Here is an 18801-nt window from a genome sequence, read left to right as displayed (position 1 = left end):
ACGCTGTTCGTGGGGCAGCCCACGTGCCTGAAGGAATGGGATGGCCGCCCTTGGCCGGGGTGGTGCAGTTGGCGCTGCAGTCGCCAAAACTCCGCGGCGTTGTGGCCTCGGTGGGGGCACCGCGGCTACATATCTCAGCTATTGATGAGGCGCGGTCATGGGTGGCCAGGGCGATCGCCGAAAAATCCGTCGTTGTCATCGTCACCGCGACCAGCCGCGAATCCCAGGATCTCACTGCGGAATTGCGCGACATGATGGGCGATGCCGTCGCCATGTTCCCGGCTTGGGAGACGCTCCCCCATGAGCGGTTGTCCCCTGGTTCGGAAACGGTGGGTTCTCGGTTAAAGATCCTCCGCCGTCTTGCTCACCCCCATGACGTCCCCGGTGAGCAGCCAATTCGTGTTGTCGTCGCCCCAGCGCGGTCTTTTATTCAGCCCATCATGAAGGGCTTGGGGGAGCGCGAACCGATCATCCTCGCGGAAGACACCGATGTCACGGGAATCGCCACTCGTTTAGCGGAGATGGGATATCAGCACGTGGATCTCGTCGGCAAGAGAGGGGAATTCGCCGTCCGCGGTGGTGTGGTGGATATTTTCCCCTCCACCGCTGAACTCCCGGTGCGCGCCGAGTTGTGGGGTGATGAGATTTCCGATTTGCGCGCTTTTTCGGTCGGCGACCAGCGAACAATTGAAAATTTTGATCCAGGCGTCGTCCCTGTGTACCCATGTCGTGAGCTTCTTATTGACGACGCCGTCCGCGCCCGCGCTAAAAAAATGGCACGCACACACGCATCGAATGCCACGCTGGCGGACGCGTTAACAAAGATCAGCGAAGGTGTCGCCGTTGAGGGGATGGAGTCCCTCATTCCGGTGCTTTTCGACGGTCCGATGGTGACGCTTCCTGAGGAAGTGGCCGCGGCGGATCCGTCAGTGACGACGACGGTGTTAGTGATGTCGCCGGAGAAAGTGCAGCGCCGGGCCGACGACTTGATTGCCACCGGCAAAGAGTTTGTCAAAGCCGGGTGGGAGGCTGCCGCGATGGGGGCGGAGTCACCGATTGACACCGCCGCACTGGCGGAAGTCGAGGACGGCAACGATGATCTGAACGTGGACCAGAGTGCGTATCGCTCCCTGGGCGCCATGGAGAGGACAGCGGAACACCACGGTTTGTCCTGGTGGACGTGTGCTCCCCCAGGGTTCTTGGGCAGTGCAGAGGCATCGTCCACACTCGAATTGGATTTCGCCACAGGTCCCCAGCCCAAGGGGAAACCGGGCGACGTAGAGAAAGCGATGTCGGAGCTCCATGAGCACGTGGCGCACGGAGGCCGGCTTGTGTTTACCGTACTAACACCCGCCTCCGCACAACGCATGAGCGGTCGTTTCCGTGAAGCCGGAATCGGTGTGGCACCCGACGCGGATCCCCAGAACCCGCCCGCGCCAGGTAAAGCCACTGTCATTCGGGCAGTCCTGCACGGGGGCTTAATCATTCCGCATGTCGACGACCCGCAGCCATCCGACAGCGATGAACTCACTGATACACCCCAACGCGGTGCTGCTCGACCCCTGTTCGTTGTCGCCGAGACCGATTTCACAGGCAACCGCGTCGCAGCCTATGGCGATGGTCGCCGCCGGCCACGGCGCAAACGCAACCGCGTCGACCCACTCTCACTCAATCCGGGTGATCTCGTCGTTCATGAGACCCATGGCATCGGCCGATTCGTGAAGATGCAGGAGCGCACCGTCGGCAAAGGTGCTGACGCGACCCGGCGGGAATACATGGTTCTGGAATATGCCCCGTCGAAACGGGGTGGAGCAGCCGACCACCTTTATGTCCCCATGGACAGCCTGGATTTGCTCTCGCGATATGTCGGCGGTGAAAACCCGTCGCTGTCAAAAATGGGCGGTTCTGATTGGAAGAACACCAAGAAGAAAGCCCGCGCCGCGGTCCGCGATATAGCAGCCGACCTCGTGCAGCTCTATGCCAAGCGCCAAGCCGCGCCGGGGTACGCATTCTCGCCGGATACCCCGTGGCAGCGCGAGATGGAGGACAACTTCCCATTCACGGAAACGGAAGACCAGTACAACGCCATTGAGGCGGTCAAGGAGGATATGGAGAAGCCTGTCCCCATGGATCGCGTCATTGTTGGCGACGTGGGATACGGCAAGACCGAGGTCGCCGTTCGTGCCGCATTCAAGGCTGTGCAGGATGGCAAACAGGTGGTTCTCCTCGTCCCCACGACGCTGCTGGCGCAGCAACATTTCGCCACCTTCAGCGAGCGCATGGAAGGCTTCCCTATTACGATTCGCCAGCTTTCCCGCTTTACCACGCCGAAGCAGGCTCGCGAAGTACTGACCGGGCTGGCCGAGGGGCAAGTCGACATCGTGATCGGTACTCACCGTTTGCTGCAGACAGGCGTGCAGTGGAAGAACTTGGGGCTCGTTATTGTCGACGAGGAGCAGCGTTTCGGTGTGGAGCACAAGGAGCACATTAAGGCGCTGCGTTCCCACGTTGACATGTTGACTATGTCAGCGACGCCCATCCCTCGCACCCTGGAGATGTCGATGGCGGGGATTCGCGATATGTCGACGATCCTCACCCCTCCGGAAGATCGCCATCCGGTGTTGACCTATGTGGGTGTGCAAGAGGATAAGCAGATTGCGGCGGCTATTCGTCGCGAATTGTTGCGCGACGGGCAAGTGTTCTATGTGCATAACCGTGTGCGGTCTATCGAGCAGGTTGCGCAACACATTCGGGAGCTTGTTCCAGAAGCACGCGTGGTGGTTGCGCATGGCCAGATGAACGAAGATCAGCTGGAGAACACTGTCGAAGGTTTTTGGGACCGCGAGTATGACGTTCTGGTCTGCACGACGATCGTTGAAACGGGATTGGATATTTCTAATGCCAACACGCTGATCGTCGAGAATGCTCACCATATGGGCTTGGCCCAGTTGCACCAGCTTCGCGGCCGCGTGGGCAGGTCGCGCGAACGGGGGTACGCCTACTTCTTGTACCCTCCGTCTCAGACACTGACTGAAACGTCCTACGACCGGTTATCGACGATTGCGCAGAACAACGACCTGGGAGCCGGTATGGCCGTTGCCATGAAAGACCTTGAAATGCGTGGCGCCGGCAATGTTTTAGGTGCTGAGCAATCGGGTCACATCGCCGGCGTCGGCTTTGACCTCTATGTTCGCTTAGTTGGCGAAGCTGTTGAGGCATTCAAAGCGATGGCCGACGGCAAACCAATCGATGGAAGCGATAAAGAAAACAAGGAAACGCGCATTGATATCAACGTCGATGCACATATTCCTACTAGTTATATCGCCTCTGAGCGGCTACGTTTAGCCGCATACCGGGACCTCGCCCAGGCAAAGAACGAAGAGGCATTGCAGAACGTTCGCGCAGAATTAGTGGATAGATATGGCCAGCCGCCACACGAAATTGACCGGCTACTCGCCGTCGCCCGGTTACGCATGGTGTGCCGAGACTGTGGCGTGACCGATGTCGTGGCAACCGGAGCGAACAAAGCAGCTATTTCGTTTTCCCCGATTGAACTGCCCGATTCAGGGCGGGTACGTTTGGGCAGGCTGTATCCCGGCGCACAATACCGTGCCACAACCCACAATGTCGTGGTCCCAGCACCTAAGAAAGGGCGGGGCATCCGGGCCCAAGCCATCAAAGATGAGGAATTGTTGCAGTGGTGTGCGGACGTGATGACGTCGCTGCTCGGTAAGCCGAGCCGGGAGGTCGATTCGGGTGTGCGACAGGACACTACTGGGGGCAAGAGTCACCGAAAGAATTCCACTAAAAGTAAGGTCCGTTAATATATAGCCATGTCTGTCATTGTCCTCGATCCTCGTTTTCCCGGCATGCTGCCCGTCGACGCTGTGTCTCTGGTGGGCAATGACGTGTGCTACACCGAAGAAGTCCCTGTCCGCATCCGTTGGGTGATCGCTGATCTAGGCGGCCATGTGGTGGAAGATACCGACACGCTGATCACCACCGATCCGTACAACGAATGGGTGCGGGAGAGGCTCCACAGTGGTGACCAGCTGTTAGTAGCGCCCTCGTTGTATTTCCAACGACGGCCAGACCGCGCTCTGGCGTCGGGCTCGCAGAATAATGCGCTGAGCTCGGGCGCAGCCAATGATCTTCGGGGGATTGAGGCAGAGAACCCGGCGGCGTATCCGGATTATGACTTTGCGTTGAAAGCAATCCCGCAGTTGACGGACGCTGCGGAGAGCGCCGAGGCTGGCGTTATTCACGGAACTGCTGTCGTGGGCGATGGTGCCGATGATGGCGAAAACGCCGTCGGCGTCGATGGTGACGCCGAAAACACTGAACCGGGCGACGCTTCCGACGCTAGCCATGGTGATATTCCGGCGGCTGTCCTTCATGAGATCGAAGAGGCCATTTCGGTGATGGCGCGTGCGTTGCGTCAGGGGGAGTGGGAGCAGAGTCAAAGCCATCAGTCTCTTCTTGCTTATCTGCGTGAGGAGGTTGAGGAATTAGCCCAGTCAATCGAGACGTGGCAGGCCGGGGATCTGGCGTCGGAAAAGCGGCTGTGCGATGAGTTGTCCGATATCTTTTTGCAGGTCCTGTTCCATGCGGAGATAGCTAACCGACGTGGTGCTTTTGATATTGGGCACGTTGCGGCGTCGTTTGTCCATAAAATGCGGACACGCGCTCCTTATTTGTTTGAGGAGTCGGAACGTCCAGTTGGCCTGGATGAGCAGAATCGTTTGTGGGAGGAAGGGAAACGACGTGAGCAGTCGGCTACCGATGAGTCGTGGTCGGCTCCGGCTCCTCACGAGAATCCCGGTTCGTCGTCGTAACGTCGTTATCTTACTGAGTCGTAGTCTGTGTTCTGGGTTATGAAATCTGCACGTACCCTCATTGCCGTTATCGCGGTGTTGGCGCTGGTCATCGTCGCTATTGGCTGGTTAGTCTCCCACATCCATACTGATAGTTCGTCGATGCGGAAGCCGATTCCGTCGGATGTTCCGCCGCCGAATGGAGTTGCGGCTCCGGCAGTCGATACGACTAAACATACGCGTACGTCGGAAGAGTTTCGGACCTGGGCGGAGCCGATATCGAAGAAAACTGGCATTTCTGTTGAGGCTTTGAGCGCTTATGCGAATGCGAATGTGGTGGCCCGTCATTCGAAGCCGGGGTGTCATCTGGATTGGACGACCCTCGCGGGTTTGGGATGGGTAGAAACTCGCCACGGCACCTATAACGGACATCATTTTGATTCGGTTTCTATTGATTCCAATGGCGACGTGAAGCCGCATATCCGTGGCGTCCAGCTCGATGGTGCTCCTGGAGTGGAGGACCTGCCTGATACCGACAATGGCGAATTGGATGGCGATAAGGAAAAAGATCGGGCGATGGGGCCCCTGCAGTTCATTCCGCAATCATGGGAAAAGTATGGGGTTGATGCCAATGCGGATGGAAAGGCTGATCCCGACAATATTGATGATGCTGCAGTCGCGGCAGTGAATCTTTTGTGCGATTTTGACCGTGACTTATCGACGGCGGATGGGTGGAGATCGGCTGTGCGGTCATACAATAACTCGGCGCAGTATGTGGAGGATGTACGGCGAGCTGCTGCCAATTATTCGCTTCAGCAGAAGCCGCGGTAAGTCCTGGCGCTACGCCGAGCACGTCTTTCGCGCTACGCGAGGGGGTTGTTCGCGCCACCCAAGGGGGTCGCGCTACGTTGATCACGTGTCATGGGCGTGTTCTTGGACACAGTGCACCCTGTCGAAATGCCCGTTTACGTTTATAAATATCCATTTATGCAGGATAATTGTTGTTTTGCGCCCGGTTTGTAGGATGCCTATCACAATGTAGTGACCGTCATCATGGATGCCATTATCTCGGGATCGTGCCACAATAGAAAACGTAGGTCGCGCTGCGTCCTCGCCATCATGTGCTGTGCTAGCCGCGGTGTTGCTGATGGCGTCAGCTGATTGCACGGGGCCCTGATTAGATAGGTTGTAGTCGAATAAACAGGAGGCCATTATGGCTCAGATTATCGATGTTCAAGCTCGCGAGATTCTAGACTCACGCGGCAACCCGACTGTTGAGGTTGAAGTTCTTCTTGACGACGCTTCGTTCGGCCGTGCAGGTGTTCCGTCCGGTGCATCCACCGGTGTCCACGAGGCTCATGAACTTCGCGACGGCGGCGATCGTTACCAGGGTAAAGGTGTTCGTCAGGCTGTCGAAAACGTTAATGAGAAGATCGCTCCGGCAGTGACAGGTCTTGAAGCTGACGACCAGCGCCTCGTCGATAAGGTGATGATGGATCTCGACGGGTCGGACAACAAGTCCAACCTGGGTGCGAACGCGATCCTCGGTGTCTCCTTGGCAACGGCGAAAGCCGCTGCCAGCTCCGCCAACCTCGAACTCTTCCGCTACCTTGGTGGCCCAAATGCTCACGTACTCCCCGTACCGATGATGAACATCGTCAACGGTGGTGCCCACGCAGATTCCGGCGTCGATGTTCAGGAATTCATGATTGCTCCGATTGGTGCAGATTCCTTCCGTGAGGCTCTCCGTATGGGTGCGGAGGTTTACCACAACTTGAAGTCCGTCATTAAGTCCAAGGGTCTGTCGACGGGTCTTGGCGATGAAGGTGGCTTCGCTCCGTCAGTGGGCTCTACCAAGGAAGCGTTGGACCTCATCGTTGAGGCGGTGAAGAAGGCTGGTTACAAGCTCGGCGAGGACATCGCTTTCGCCTTGGATGCTGCATCTTCTGAGTTCTACGACAAGGACAAGGGCGTCTACAACTTCGAGGGCGGCGAGCACAGCGCCGAGGACATGGTCAAGGTCTACGAGGAGCTCGTCGAGAACTACCCGATCGTGTCCATCGAGGACCCGCTGCAGGAAGACGACTGGGAAGGCTACACCAAGCTCACCGCTGAGATTGGCGACAAGGTCCAGATTGTTGGTGACGACTTCTTCGTCACCAACCCGGCACGCTTGAAGGAGGGCATTGAAAAGAAGGCTGCGAATGCCCTGCTGGTTAAGGTTAACCAGATCGGTTCCCTCTCTGAGACTGCCGACGCTGTGCAGCTGGCTCAAAACAACAACTACCGCTGCATGATGTCCCACCGTTCCGGTGAGACTGAGGACACGACCATCGCTGACCTCTCGGTTGCGTACAGCTGTGGCCAGATTAAGAGCGGTGCTCCGGCTCGCTCTGAGCGTGTTGCTAAGTACAACCAGTTGCTGCGTATCGAGGAATTCTTGGGCGACGCTGCCGTTTACGCTGGGCGCTCAGCTTTCCCGCGCTTTAACGGCTAAGATCACAGCCTATGGCACGTACACCTGAACCAGGATCGCCGGCAGGATCGGATTCTCTCCCGGTAGGGGGAGAGCGCGATCACGTCGATAGCGCTACTGCTGCGTCAACGGCCGCCGACCATCGCATGAATGGCCAGCAGGCCGGCAAACCTGGTCAGGGTGATACTCTGTCCAATTCCGACGCTGGTATGGAGCCGGATACTACATCGGCACGGAAGGGCACGTTGCCTAAGCCGGCACGCCAGTCTCGTCGGCGCCAGGCGCAACGTCGATTGCGAGAACTTCGCTTCGGCCGCGACGGTAAACAGTGGGTGTTGACCGTTCCGAGTCAACAGTCCGCGGCGAGGCTGATTATTCTTGCGGTTCTTGTAGTGGCGATGACGATGACTGTTGCATCGCCACTGAAGTCATACTTTCAGCAACGTAGTGAGTTGCAACAACTTCACATTGATATAGCGCACCAGGAAGAAGAGAAGGCTGAACTGCAAAAACAGCTGGATTTGTACAATGACGATGATTTCGTCAAGGAGCAGGCTCGGCTGCGCTTAGGCATGGTGGAGCGGGGGGAGACGTCCTGGCGGATTATTGACCCCTCGATTAAGACGAACACTTCGGAAGAATCGGACCCGAAGAAAGACGAACATCAGGATCCCTGGTACACGCAGTTATGGAGTTCGGTCCGCGAGAAGCCTTCGGAGAAAAATCAGCACGAGGACGAAGCACCATCATTGGGCGTTCCGACGGTGAATGATCCGGATCCGAACCGTCAAGCGCCTGCACCGGCAAATGGAAATTAGGTTCGGCCTGGGAATTAGGTCCGGCTTGGCAGAGAATTAAAATAAGTGGACATGACGAGTTTCTCCGGAGTGTCTAGCGAAGATATGGCCATCATGACCGACCAGTTAGGTCGGCGTCCCCGTGGTGCCCTTGAGGTGGCATATCGCACTCCCGATGGCCAGCCGGCTGTGGTGACGACGGCCCCCCGGCTGGACGATGGCACCCCTTTTCCGACGCTGTACTACCTGACTGATCCGCGTTTGACGGCGGAGGCGTCGCGGCTTGAGGTCGCTGGGGTCATGAAATGGATGACTGAGCGGCTGGAAACTGATGAGGTGCTGGCGGCCGATTACCGGGCTGCGCATGAACACTACCTGAGTCTCCGCAACAGCATTGAGAATCTGGGAACCTCCTTTTCCGGTGGCGGAATGCCCGACCGGGTGAAGTGCCTGCACGTTTTAATGGCTTTCGCTCTGGCGGAGGGGCCGGATACCGTTCGCCTGGGTACCGAGACCGTCGCTTTGGCGCTGGCCCACAACCCTGAACTGCGGGGGACTGCCCTTCCGTCTCAATGGCCGACGGTAGACGAGCTGGGGATTAGCTGGCCCATGGCTACCGATTCTTCGCTCGAGACTCATTCGGCGGACTCGAGTGGGGGCCCGAACGACGCCCCTGGCACCCAGCCCCCCGGCACGCTATCTCTAGCTGCTGTAGATTGTGGTACTAATTCCATCCGTCTGCTCATTGCCGACGTCGATGCACAGTCTGGGAAGGTTGTGCGCGAGGTTACTCGGAAGAACACCATCGTTCGTCTGGGCGAAGGTGTCGATAGTTCGGGGCAATTGTCGCCAGCTGCGATCGAGCGGACGCGGGCTGCGCTGCGTGGTTATGTCGACGTGATGGTCGATCATGGCGTGAGTGCTGTTCGTATGGTTGCGACGTCAGCAACGCGGGATGCGTCGAACAGAGATGATTTCTTCGCCATGACGAAGGCTGAGCTCGACCGGGTTGCTCCTGGGACCGTGGCGGAAGTGATTGAGGGCACGGAAGAAGCTCGCCTTTCTTACCTCGGCGCGACAATGGATGTAGATTCCGAGGGGCCCATCGTGGTCATTGACGTCGGTGGCGGTTCGACTGAGTTCGTTGTGGGGGACGCAGCCGGGGACGTTGTGGGTGCTGTGTCGACCCAGATGGGCAGCGTCCGGTTGTCGGAGCGCTTTTTGCACTCGGATCCTCCGACGGATGGGGAGTGTGCAGCGGCCCGCGAGATCGTCGACAAAAATGTGCGTGAGGCTGCGAAAGACTTACCTCTTGCTGAGGTGGTGACAGTTGTCGGCTGTGCCGGTACCTTTACGACTGTCTCGGCAGTGGTTCAGGACTTGCCTGAGTACATTCCAGAACAAATCCATCTTTCGACGCTTGACACGGACGATATTCTCGCGACGACGGCTAAGGTTCGTGCGGAGACGGTGGCGCAGAGGAAGGATCGGCCGCAGATTTTGCCTGGTCGTGCGGATGTTATCGGTGGAGGAACGCTGATTATTGACGCGATTGTGGAGTTCTTCCGCACTAAGGCCGGCATCGAACAGATCACCGTGAGCGAGAAAGATATTTTGGACGGAATCATCGCAGGATTAGCTAGGCAACGAGTTACTTTCGAGGCGTGACCACGGGATTCTGTGTCTGTGGAGTAACGCGGTAAGATGAGGCTCGCTGTTGTGCTTACCGGCGTGGTTCGGTATGTCGCCAATGGCGGTGCCCCTATAGCCCAATTGGCAGAGGCAGTGGACTTAAAATCCATTCAGTGTGGGTTCGAATCCCACTGGGGGCACTAGTCTTTTTAACCGTTTGACCAGCGGAAACGTTAGTTGGTGCGTCTAGGGCTTCCCCGTTTCGTAAGAATGCCTCGATCCAAGTAAGGGCAAAATCTAAACGTGTAATCCTCTTTTCTCTTTAATTCCTTCATGACTTTGGATAGCCTGGGTCTCGACAGTTTAGGTTAGCTACGGTCGTTTGATTTGGCTGTTTTAGGAAAAGGGGTTTAGTAATTTTCGGATTTTATTTAGCTGCCATGGCCGCCGCGAGCGATGAGGGGGGATCAATGTTGGCGTTGATCGGGTTGGTACTTCTCATCGCGATACCGCTCATAATTTTTATTGCCGCTCTGGTTTCAATCTTGTCCTCGAGTCGCTATACCGTTTTCGGAAAAGTAGTCTGGATTGTAGTTACGTTCACATTCCCCATCCTGGGGCCGATTGTGTGGTTTATATGGGGACGGAACGCCGAATCGCTCGTAAAGAGTTAGTACCTCTGTATGTGTGCCGATCCGCCTATTTTTACGTTTACCTTGAATAGAGGACATGGCCTGAGGCCTGGGACCCGGTTACTTGTTTGTGTTAATCAGGGTGGTCTAGTGCCTGAGTTCGAATCCCATTAAGGGTGCACAACATTTTTACTGTTTGCGCAGTTTATAGTCTTTTATATGCCAAACGGGGGTTTAGGCAGTGTGACTACATCGTGACGACATCTGAAACAGGCCACTCATAGTCAGGCCCGTCGCTCAGCGCGAGGGAAGGAGGAGCGCCCCGTTAATTTGGGGCCGCTCAGCCACCTGTAGACGACCCGTTCAGATCGTAGAGATATGCCCATAGGTGCCTTGCGACACTCAGGGCTTTAGGCGGTGCTTTCGCTGGTGATGCTTGCTCCGGCAATGATCATGTCATGGGCCGGTCATGAGATCGAGAGTTTTCGGTGGCACGGGGTTATTTAATTCCCCAACTGTGTCCACAGTCCTGGCAGACGCACATCTTTCGAGTTTTAAACTTTTGAGAGCTGGCACCTTTTGATTTCTTCCAGACTAGATTCGACACTCCCAGCGTGGAAACGGCCATGAGGCCACGTGCAGCGTTGTTGGTGTGACCTGCGATTCCTACGCCGGTATGACGTACTCTTCCCGCCTCTTGAATCATGCTTATTTGAACATTATCGCTGTGGCATTGTGTACATTGCGTTGCAGTTTTTCTTCTGTGATTCTGTTTGTCGGAAAACTCTCAAACTAGTGAAGGTGATCGATTGCGTATTGCGCTTGGTCAGGAGTGAACTTTTCCCCGTAATCGCTAGTCAGTTGGTCGTAGATGGCGTCACGCGACATATTCATCGTTTTCTCGTAGTTTTTCGCGGATTTTAGCGCTTGTTCATTCCAATCGACGTCTACGTGATCGACCGCATATTGCGCAGCGTCAGGCGAGAATTTTTCTCCGTAATCACTGGTCAACTGCTCGTAGAGTTTGCCCTTAGAAAAACCCGCCATTGTGGTGTAGACCTTGGCTTTAGCTAGTGCCTTCTTCTGTTCAGCAGAGGAGGATGATTTATCACTGTCTGTCGTTGGAGCCGAGACCTTTGTGGAAGTTTCTTGTGGTGCAGGATTTGGAGCTACTGCCTCCGCAGTATCATTCGCAACCCCTTGGGTGGGAGGCTCCGTGGAAGCGCTTTTCCCTGCGGCAGCTGTATTGCCATCTTTTGCGTCTGTGTCACTGCCGGATCCACCAATTGCCATAGCGGCGATTAGCGCAATGGCAGCCACTGGTGCGACGACTTTCCAGTTCCTCGACGTGTGCTTTCCAGTCTGTTGATCCTGAATTCGGCGAGTAGCGACGTAGGAGAGAAGTGCAGCGATGATAGCGAAGAATAAAAATCCGCCGATCCTGCTGGATGCGTTGCCACCAGTAAACAAGCTGATAATCGCGAATAATGCCATAAACCACCAGGCAACAACGATAGCTTTGTCTTTACCGGTCTTTGTGTTTGTGGGGACGATCTTCATGAGATGCTCTCTCTTTCCTAATGGATTAGTGGTAGGGGTCGGTGTCTCGGCAGTACTGTTCATCGTGGGATGAGATACAGTCCATCCACCAGCTTTGGATCTCTCCAGAGCTTGGGCCAACCTGCGGTGGTTGGGTGGTTATGGGCCGCTGGTTTGCCATTTGGGTGGCACAGTGCTGCGTCCATCCCGAGGTTCCGTCAGTGAAAAATGTGGTTCCGGTTTCGTGTAGTTGGGGATTTCCGCAGCTGCTAATTGTCTTGTTGAGAAGATGTGGGCGATCAAACCCTGGTGCTCCGGTGTAGCCAATGACGCCATCAGATTGAGTCTGACCTTGTGTGACGGCGGGTTGCTCTCTTGGTTCAGTTGACGGATTAGCGGCAGTAGTTTCGGTTTGCGTTGGTTCGGACGACGTGGTGCTGGACGAGGAAGATATCGTGCTGGTTAATGTCGCCGTCGGTACGGAAGATGACTTTGTGTCGTTTCCGCCATTGTCGGTGCAAGCCGAAAGAGATAGCGCTGCGAGTAGCGCGGCGAGGGCGACGCCTTGAAGTCGTTTGTGCATGATTATGTGTTCCTTTGTTGCGCTGTCCACACCTGAATTAGGTGGATTAATACACCCAGTTCTTCAGCTATGCCCCAGGGGTTAGGGGCGGTGGATCAGCCAGGCAACTCTATATTCGCCCCGAAAAGTCAGGGTGTTAGCTGGGGAAATGTAAGCTTTGCGTCTTTTCCCGTCGTTTTAGCACTTCTCTTGTACTGTTGTGGATGAAAGTGCGCAGGCTAGCTTGTTTTCGAGGCGGTAGTGCTGTGTGAAAGAGAATATTTCGGACGCCGAATGGGGGTACCGCTACCCGATAATTCTTCCCCCCGTTTATGACCTGGTGGGGATTGTAGTGGCTAGTAGGGTGCCGGCAAACGAACGCGTGCCCATATTTTCGCGAGATGATGCAGGATGGTGCGTATCGCTTTTCGGATGGGCTGAAGTTACCGGCGAACCGGCAATGCTGAATCGCGCCACACTCCCTTCCTAACAGCAATCGCCATTCATGAATGCTGGGCACTTGTAAAAGAGTTAGTTCATCATTTCCTGGGTGATGAGTGCATTAAGTATGCAATCCCGTTAATCAAGTGGATTGTACTTGGAATGCTGTTTACTTCGTTATCTAAACGGGAGAATTTTTCTAATATTCCAAAAGTGAAGTTAAAAAAACAGTATTTAACAAACAAAAACCGCCCACGGGTGGGCGGTATAGAATCGACCTTATTCGATCGTGGATGATGAACTGATCCTATTAGGCTGCGCTGTTCTCAGCGGGCAGGCAGCCTTTGAGACCACCGGTGATGCCTCCACCGAGGCCACCGATCACTGCTCCAACGATGTTGCCGACGCCGGGGCCGAAGACGGTGCCGGCAGTAGCACCGGTCAAGATGCCGGTAAGCGCTCCACCGAGCGTGCTAAGCGTGCACTTGGTAACGTACGCCTTGTGCTCAGCGCTATCCTTATCAGCGTCATCCGTCGTGGAGTCTTTTTGCTGATCCGTGGTGGAGGTCGCCGATTCCTCCTGGTGCGTGGCGCTTGCGGCGGGGGCTGAGGGAGCTTCTGCCGCCTGAGCAGCCGGGGCTCCGACGGTGAGTGCGCCTGCGAGCGCCAGACTACCGAGGATAGCCTTTGTATTCTTCATTACGGTGTCCTTTCAGAGGGATGGGCACACCACCGCACGTTTTCCTGGATAATGCAGGGTCAACGAGTTCGATGGTGACATGTACAACATATATCAACCCTAGGTTGGACACCACCCCCTGCGCGTCAATTCATGCCGGCTGATTCACATTCCATAGAGGTTTTACCGGTCATTTCTCCCGGGTGGTGTGGTCACCAGGGAACCCACTTGGGGTTCGTGCTGTCTGAGCAATGCAGTGGCTTTCCTTCTTTGGTTTGTCCAGTGGCACCGCGATCAAGTTCCGGGCCACACGGAGAGTTTTCTACGACGGGTTGCTTTACGGTGAAGTTTTCCCACGGTTGCAATTGGTAAGTTTCACTAGGCTGTGTATCTTCTTGGCGTCGCTGCTGGCTTTGTGCCTCATCTTGCCGGTCGCCACCGTCGTTATTAGGGGCCGGGGCTGGGGCGACAGGTGGGGCGGGGTTGTCTTCGGGCTTATTATCGGCCGGTTTGTTGTTGTTCGGCTTGTTGTCCGCTTGCTTCTTGTTCTCTTTGTCTTTCTCCTTATCCCCGTTTTTATTGTCCTTTTTATCTTTGTTGTCGTTCTCTTTGTCAGGTTCGTCTTGCTCGTCGCGGTTCTCGGTACTCTTTGGCTCTTCTGAAGAAGGAGACTCGGAAGACTTCGACGGAGAAGAGGAGGGAGATGATGGAGACGTCGTAACCGACGACGTCACGAGCGATGTTGATGTTGATGACGATGAGTTGTCGTGGGAGCATCCAGTCAGAGCTAGTGTTGCGGCGACGACAATGGAACTGAGTGCGACGGTGGAGCGAGAAAGGCGCATGGTGGTTTTGTTTCCTTAACTTGTTGTTGTGGCTTCAACTTGTTGTTGTGATTTCGTGATGTCGTCGGATATATCGTAAATGTTGGTGTTCGTTATCGCTCGTTGTGGAAGCGGATGCGCGGTGGCTAAAGTCCTGTACGATACATCGTTCTGTCGCTCTGATCCGTTATGGGCGCCTCATCGATACCTTCGCTTAGACGGGCTGTTCCTCTCATTTATCGAGCCGTTAAACGGCGGCTTCTCTTTTCGCTCGGAGGGGCGAATGAAGTTCGACGGGGGGAAATGCGCCAAAGTCGGAGATGGTATATCCGCCAATGTAGCCGTCATCCTCGTTCTCGAACCATCGTGATCGTGCGTGATTCAATTGAGGTACGTGAGCCCCATTTCGGGTACGTAAGCCATCATTGTGGGGAAGTCAGCGACTAGGAAAGGCGGGAACAAACCTTCTACTTTGTCCGTTACTCTTAACGACCAGCCGTTGTTACTGTCTTCGCATCTGTCTTCGGCAACGCTGGTGCCGGCCGAGGCTCTTCAGTTGAGTCCAGCTCGGCCGTAAGATGTCGCGTGGCCGCTGAGATAGTCAACGCAAACATGGTGATCACCTATAGTGGTGATCACGATAACGCTTAGTGAGTTAAGTGCACGATGAAAGGATTTACCCCCCGTGCGTAGTTCAAACCCATACTTCAGCTCCCTGACGGAAGAACGGAAGCGTGAAGCCCGTTCAGGTCAGGGTGAGTACGTGTTCGGCCAAGGCCAAGACGCCCAGCAGTTCGGTCAGCGGGGCGCATCGATGGCTGGTGCCCAGCAGTTCGGGCAACAGACCATGCAGCAGGCCCAGGGCACAACTGCAGAGCGCGGAATGACCATTGACGACGTTATCGTCAAGACCAGCATTACGCTCGGGGTCATTATCGTCGGCGCCGTCATTAACTACATGCTGTCCTTGTCGAATCCACAGGTCTCCAGCTTGCTGACTATGGTTGGCGCGATCGGCGGACTCATCATGGTCATGGTGTCGACGTTCGGTAAGAAGTTCGGCTCACCCGTCGTTACCCTTCTTTATGCTGCTTTCGAAGGCCTCTTCGTTGGTGGACTGACCAGCGTCTTTGCAAATGTTATGGTCAGCGGCGCAAATGCCGGCACCATCATCGGCCAAGCAGTGTTGGGCACCATCGGCGTATTCATCGGGATGCTGATCGTTTATCGGACGGGAGCCATCCGTGTCACACCAAAGTTCAACCGCATCATGTTAGGAGCACTCGTCGGCGTGCTCGTTCTGGCCCTAGGCAACATGCTCCTGGCAATCTTCACCGGTCATAATCCCCTGACCGACGGTGGCCCACTCGCCATCGGTTTCTCGCTCCTGTGCATCGGCTTAGCTGCGCTGAGCTTCCTGCAGGACTTTGATACCGCAGATCAACTGGTCCGCGCAGGTGCACCGTCGAAGATGGCATGGGGTGTTGCCCTTGGGTTGGCCGTAACACTGGTCTGGCTCTACACCGAAATTCTCCGTCTGCTGTCGTACGCGAACAGGAACTAGTGCGAGATCATTGACCTCACCACGGTTTTTCGTGGTGAGGAAATCGTCGGCCATCATGTTTGTTGGTCGACATTTTGATATCGCGATACTGAGACGACGGGCGCATCGAGAACCAGTGCTCTGGGAAAAAAGAAGCCCTCCGCGACGAATCACGGAGGGCTTCTTTACGTCGTCGTCAAAAAATACTTTTTGAAAATTACTTCTTTGACTCGTCGTACGGCTCGGCTTTGACGATCGTGACCGATACTGTTGAGCCATTGGGAGTCTGGTATTCGCGAGTTTCTCCCTCCTTGGCTCCGACGATGGCTTCGCCGAGCGGAGCATCAGTGGAATAGGTTTCCAGGTCGGTGTTAGATGAGTGAACACCGCGGGTGCCGATGAGGAAGGTTTCGGTGTCATCCTCGTCACCGTCGTAGTACACGTGGACAACGGAACCGACGAGGGCAACACCGCTCTGAGACGGCGCTTCGCCGATAGTTGCGGAATCGAGGAGTTCCTCGAGGTAAGCGATGCGGGCTTCCTCTTGGCCCTGCTGTTCGCGGGCCGCGTGGTAGCCACCGTTCTCTTTCAGGTCTCCCTCTTCGCGACGCTCGTTGATCTCGGCAGCGATGACGGGGCGGTTAGCTTTAAGACCATCTAATTCCTTCTTAAGACGGTCGTAGGCTTCTTGGGTTAGCCAACGGGTGTTTGTATCCTCAGCCATATTTACTCAGCCTCTCAAACGTTGCGGTCTATGAAGATAAAATGCTTCGATTCGTATAACGCAGTGCATGGTACCACTGAGATGGTGGATTCAAAGCCAGCAACGTCGGCTTATGTGTCCGAATCGTCGAGATAGCTCGGAATCTCCGTTGAGCATCCGTATTCTTTCCCAGCGACCGCTCGAGCGCGTGTGGGAATAGCCACCGTAAAGCGCTCGGTCTTGTCGCCACCGGACGGGATAACAAACTCCCGACGCCCGACCTCGTTTTTGTCATAATCCAGCGCAGTCACAATGCAATACGCCCCGCGAGAAGCGTCGTCACGTGTGACGTCGACCTTAAAATTCAGTAGCGAATCGTTGGGCCGGTCAAAACCTGCCGACGAAATAGAGACATCGGAGGAAGATTCGTTACGCCACTGATTCCACATGTATAAGCCGCTGATTACTAGCACGAGAACAACGCCGATAATGATGACTTTGCCCGAGATCGATGTCGACCGTGAAGAGCCATAACGTTGTTCTTCGGTGGTGTGGCCTGTGGGCGACTGAGAATCCTGGTCGGTCATGATTCCTATAGTACGACAGCAACGGCCGGTGTTAGCGCTGTAGGGGATAGGTGAAATGTACAGCGGTGCTTGACGCCAGCGATACGTGGAAAGTATCGCTAGTTGAAAAACGGAGACATTCGACGTAAAAGTGATGTGTCACAGAAATGGATGTAGCAGGTTGGCCATGGGGAGTCGCGGGTGATTGTACGGCCCAGGTGAAAATCATCTTGGGTTATCAACTTTGGATATCAACTTTGTTTGCAACCCTTATGCGCGTTTCTTGCTGGCACCAAATATCTTGGTTATACCCGATGGTGTGAGCGCGTTAAGCTCGTACATCGGCGGCGCAATAAGGCCGATTATTTTATTAACAAACTCGGAGGATATGTCATGACTGCATTTCGACTCTTAGCAATTCACGCGCACCCGGATGATGAATCTAGTAAAGGCGCAGCGACGTTAGCTCGGTACGCCAATGAAGGCAATGAAGTTATGGTCTTGACCTGCACGGGTGGCGAGCGTGGCTCGATCCTTAACCCAGCCATGGACCGCCCCGAAGTCCGCGAGAACATGATTGAATTGCGTAAGAAAGAAATGGCCAAAGCTGCCGAAATTCTGGGAATTAAGCAGCGCTGGTTAGGCTATGTCGACTCCGGTCTGCCCGAAGGGGACCCGTTGCCACCGTTGCCGGAGGGCTCATTCGCATTAGCTAATACAGAGGAAGCCACGGCAGACGTCGTTGAGGTCATTCGTGATTTCCGCCCGCACGTCATGATCACGTACGACGAGAACGGTGGATACCCTCATCCCGATCACATCAAGACCCACGCGGTATCTGTCCGCGCATGGTTGCGCGCCGGGGACCCGGACTTCCACCCAGAAAAGGGCGAGCCGTGGGTTGTGTCGAAAATGTACTACACCCACGGATTTGTGAAGAGTCGGTTCCTTGCCCTCCACAACGACTTTATTAATCGTGGACTGCCGAGCCCATACCAGGACCGCGTCGATAAGGCAGATGACTGGCCCGATTTGATGGAGAGGGTGACCACGCAAGTTAACGTGGCAGATTTTTTCCACAAGCGTGACGACGCTCTCCGCGCTCATGCGACACAAATTGATCCGCACAGTCGGTGGTTCGCTGTCTCACCTGAGGACCAGAGAAGAGTGTGGCCGACTGAGGAATTCGAGTTGGCTGCCAGCCGCGTTGATGTTTCGCTTCCGGAAAACGATCTGTTTGCGGGCATTGATCCTGATCATCAGCCAGATAATGTTCCTGGGATGGTGTCCCAAGCCGCACGCCAGGAATACTCTCAGGGGGACGACGACTAGCTTGTCGTTGTAGTGCCTCCGCCGTCGATGACATCGCTTTTCGACGGTGATGTCACAGGTGGAGCGTAACGACGTACACTATTCCCGAGACCAATCCGCTGTGTCTCGCTGGGTCTTATGAACGCTGTGCTTTCCGCCGGCGGTTGAGGCATTGCGTGGTTATTCTGACGGTCATGAAGAGAAACAGGAGTAGTGGCAGTGATAATGGGATACGACGTAGCAGCAGAGTTGGTGTCTCTCGGTGGAGCTAAACTCTCTACG

15 protein-coding genes, 1 tRNA gene and 1 pseudogene are annotated in these 18801 nt (G+C 55.4%); 11 read left to right on the top strand and 6 right to left on the bottom strand.

Translation table 11 applies throughout. From position 1 onward, the window contains the following. Nucleotides 1-35 precede the first annotated feature (35 nt). The 9 genes and pseudogenes from mfd (at nucleotide 36) to I6J23_RS00500 (ending at nucleotide 10393) form a co-directional block, all read left to right on the top strand. Nucleotides 36-3824: a transcription-repair coupling factor gene (gene mfd / locus I6J23_RS00535; protein ID WP_239455013.1), complete on the top strand. Its 3789-nt coding sequence runs from the start codon at nucleotides 36-38 to the stop codon at nucleotides 3822-3824. A 9-nt stretch (nucleotides 3825-3833) separates the two neighbouring features. Continuing rightward, nucleotides 3834-4835 carry a MazG nucleotide pyrophosphohydrolase domain-containing protein gene (locus I6J23_RS00530; RefSeq protein WP_239454924.1) on the top strand — a complete coding sequence of 334 codons (1002 nt, stop codon included), beginning with the start codon at nucleotides 3834-3836 and terminating at the stop codon, nucleotides 4833-4835. A gap of 39 nt (nucleotides 4836-4874) precedes the next feature. Beyond that, nucleotides 4875-5645: a lytic transglycosylase domain-containing protein gene (locus I6J23_RS00525; protein ID WP_204582117.1), complete on the top strand. Its 771-nt coding sequence runs from the start codon at nucleotides 4875-4877 to the stop codon at nucleotides 5643-5645. A gap of 382 nt (nucleotides 5646-6027) precedes the next feature. Then, nucleotides 6028-7311: a phosphopyruvate hydratase gene (gene eno, locus I6J23_RS00520; RefSeq protein WP_204582116.1), complete on the top strand. Its 1284-nt coding sequence runs from the start codon at nucleotides 6028-6030 to the stop codon at nucleotides 7309-7311. Nucleotides 7312-7322: 11 nt separating this feature from the next. Next, nucleotides 7323-8108, top strand: a complete 786-nt coding sequence (locus I6J23_RS00515; protein ID WP_204582115.1) for an FtsB family cell division protein — start codon at nucleotides 7323-7325, stop codon at nucleotides 8106-8108. A gap of 51 nt (nucleotides 8109-8159) precedes the next feature. Next, nucleotides 8160-8567, top strand: a pseudogene (locus I6J23_RS10625) (DUF501 domain-containing protein); the annotation flags it as partial. 252 nt (nucleotides 8568-8819) lie between these two features. Then, a complete protein-coding gene (locus I6J23_RS10620) occupies nucleotides 8820-9755 on the top strand; it encodes a Ppx/GppA phosphatase family protein (protein WP_239455012.1) in 936 nt (311 codons plus the stop codon). Between the two features lie 90 nt (nucleotides 9756-9845). Then, nucleotides 9846-9919, top strand: a tRNA-Leu gene (locus I6J23_RS00505). Between the two features lie 240 nt (nucleotides 9920-10159). Further along, nucleotides 10160-10393 carry a PLDc N-terminal domain-containing protein gene (locus I6J23_RS00500; RefSeq protein WP_318744583.1) on the top strand — a complete coding sequence of 78 codons (234 nt, stop codon included), beginning with the start codon at nucleotides 10160-10162 and terminating at the stop codon, nucleotides 10391-10393. A 750-nt stretch (nucleotides 10394-11143) separates the two neighbouring features. Here I6J23_RS00500 and I6J23_RS00495 read toward each other — a convergent pair. The 4 genes from I6J23_RS00495 to I6J23_RS00480 all read right to left on the bottom strand — a co-directional run bounded on the left by I6J23_RS00495 (nucleotide 11144) and on the right by I6J23_RS00480 (nucleotide 14417). Then, nucleotides 11144-11911 carry an Ltp family lipoprotein gene (locus I6J23_RS00495; RefSeq protein WP_239454923.1) on the bottom strand — a complete coding sequence of 256 codons (768 nt, stop codon included), beginning with the start codon at nucleotides 11909-11911 and terminating at the stop codon, nucleotides 11144-11146. Between the two features lie 25 nt (nucleotides 11912-11936). Further along, nucleotides 11937-12473, bottom strand: coding sequence for a hypothetical protein (locus I6J23_RS00490; protein WP_204582113.1), 537 nt, complete (start codon nucleotides 12471-12473; stop codon nucleotides 11937-11939). Between the two features lie 730 nt (nucleotides 12474-13203). Continuing rightward, nucleotides 13204-13593, bottom strand: a complete 390-nt coding sequence (locus tag I6J23_RS00485) for a hypothetical protein (RefSeq protein ID WP_204582112.1) — start codon at nucleotides 13591-13593, stop codon at nucleotides 13204-13206. A gap of 191 nt (nucleotides 13594-13784) precedes the next feature. Next, nucleotides 13785-14417: a hypothetical protein gene (locus I6J23_RS00480; RefSeq protein ID WP_204582111.1), complete on the bottom strand. Its 633-nt coding sequence runs from the start codon at nucleotides 14415-14417 to the stop codon at nucleotides 13785-13787. Nucleotides 14418-15081: 664 nt separating this feature from the next. Here I6J23_RS00480 and I6J23_RS00475 point away from each other — a divergent pair. Next, entirely contained in the window at nucleotides 15082-15960 is an 879-nt protein-coding gene (locus tag I6J23_RS00475) for a Bax inhibitor-1/YccA family protein (protein ID WP_204582110.1), read from the top strand. Nucleotides 15961-16156: 196 nt separating this feature from the next. Here I6J23_RS00475 and greA read toward each other — a convergent pair whose 3' ends face one another. Continuing rightward, nucleotides 16157-16663 carry a transcription elongation factor GreA gene (gene greA / locus I6J23_RS00470; RefSeq protein ID WP_204582109.1) on the bottom strand — a complete coding sequence of 169 codons (507 nt, stop codon included), beginning with the start codon at nucleotides 16661-16663 and terminating at the stop codon, nucleotides 16157-16159. 110 nt (nucleotides 16664-16773) lie between these two features. Then, nucleotides 16774-17229, bottom strand: coding sequence for a DUF4307 domain-containing protein (locus I6J23_RS00465; protein WP_204582108.1), 456 nt, complete (start codon nucleotides 17227-17229; stop codon nucleotides 16774-16776). 372 nt (nucleotides 17230-17601) lie between these two features. Here I6J23_RS00465 and mca point away from each other — a divergent pair, with 372 nt between their 5' ends. After that, nucleotides 17602-18540 carry a mycothiol conjugate amidase Mca gene (mca, locus tag I6J23_RS00460; protein WP_204582107.1) on the top strand — a complete coding sequence of 313 codons (939 nt, stop codon included), beginning with the start codon at nucleotides 17602-17604 and terminating at the stop codon, nucleotides 18538-18540. The last annotated feature ends 261 nt before the right edge of the window (nucleotides 18541-18801 follow it).

The organism is Corynebacterium kroppenstedtii (assembly GCF_016894245.1).
Taxonomy (GTDB): Bacteria; Actinomycetota; Actinomycetes; order Mycobacteriales; family Mycobacteriaceae; genus Corynebacterium.
This window is presented reverse-complemented; position numbering and strand designations above follow the sequence as displayed.